This window comes from Streptomyces sp. P17 (assembly GCF_032436805.1).
Classification (GTDB): domain Bacteria; phylum Actinomycetota; class Actinomycetes; order Streptomycetales; family Streptomycetaceae; genus Streptomyces.
On sequence record NZ_JAVRBF010000298.1, the window covers coordinates 1 to 512 of the forward strand.

Here is a 512-nt window from a genome sequence, read left to right on the forward strand (position 1 = left end):
GTGGTAATTTTACATTTGATGTAATAAAAAAATATTCGGGCTTCGACTTTTTGAAAGCAATATTTGACTATTATGATGGTGTTGAGTTTAAAAAAGAACGTTTTTTAAACAAATACGCATCATATATTATCGTACATTCGTATAAAAAGGGTGTTTTAAAGGGTGTTGAATTATCTGAAAATTTAAAGCGGTATATTTACAAGAGATATAAATACTTAAATGTAGGTGATGATGTCAATGAGTTTACTGGTTCAAACTGTGCAATTGAAGTGCTGCTTTTAAAGTCTGACATTGACTCATTAGTTAACATTAGTCGAAATTATGATGATAACATTAGAATAGAGATAGATCATGATTGAAAATAGTATAGGAGGCTACTTTGAATATGCTTTTGAAAAAAAGTATAATTATCCGTATCGACATGCTTATCAATATAAGTCAGCAAGATCTGCCTTTTATGCTTATCTAAAAGAAAAAAAAATAAAAGAAATATATGTTCCGCACTATATCTG

1 protein-coding gene is annotated in these 512 nt (G+C 28.3%); it reads left to right on the forward strand.

Going from position 1 to position 512, the window contains the following annotated elements; genetic code table 11:
- Window positions 1-359: hypothetical protein (locus RMT89_RS40965; protein WP_315888837.1), on the forward strand; the 359-nt coding region annotated here is incomplete at its 5' end.
- Window positions 360-512 lie beyond the last annotated feature (153 nt).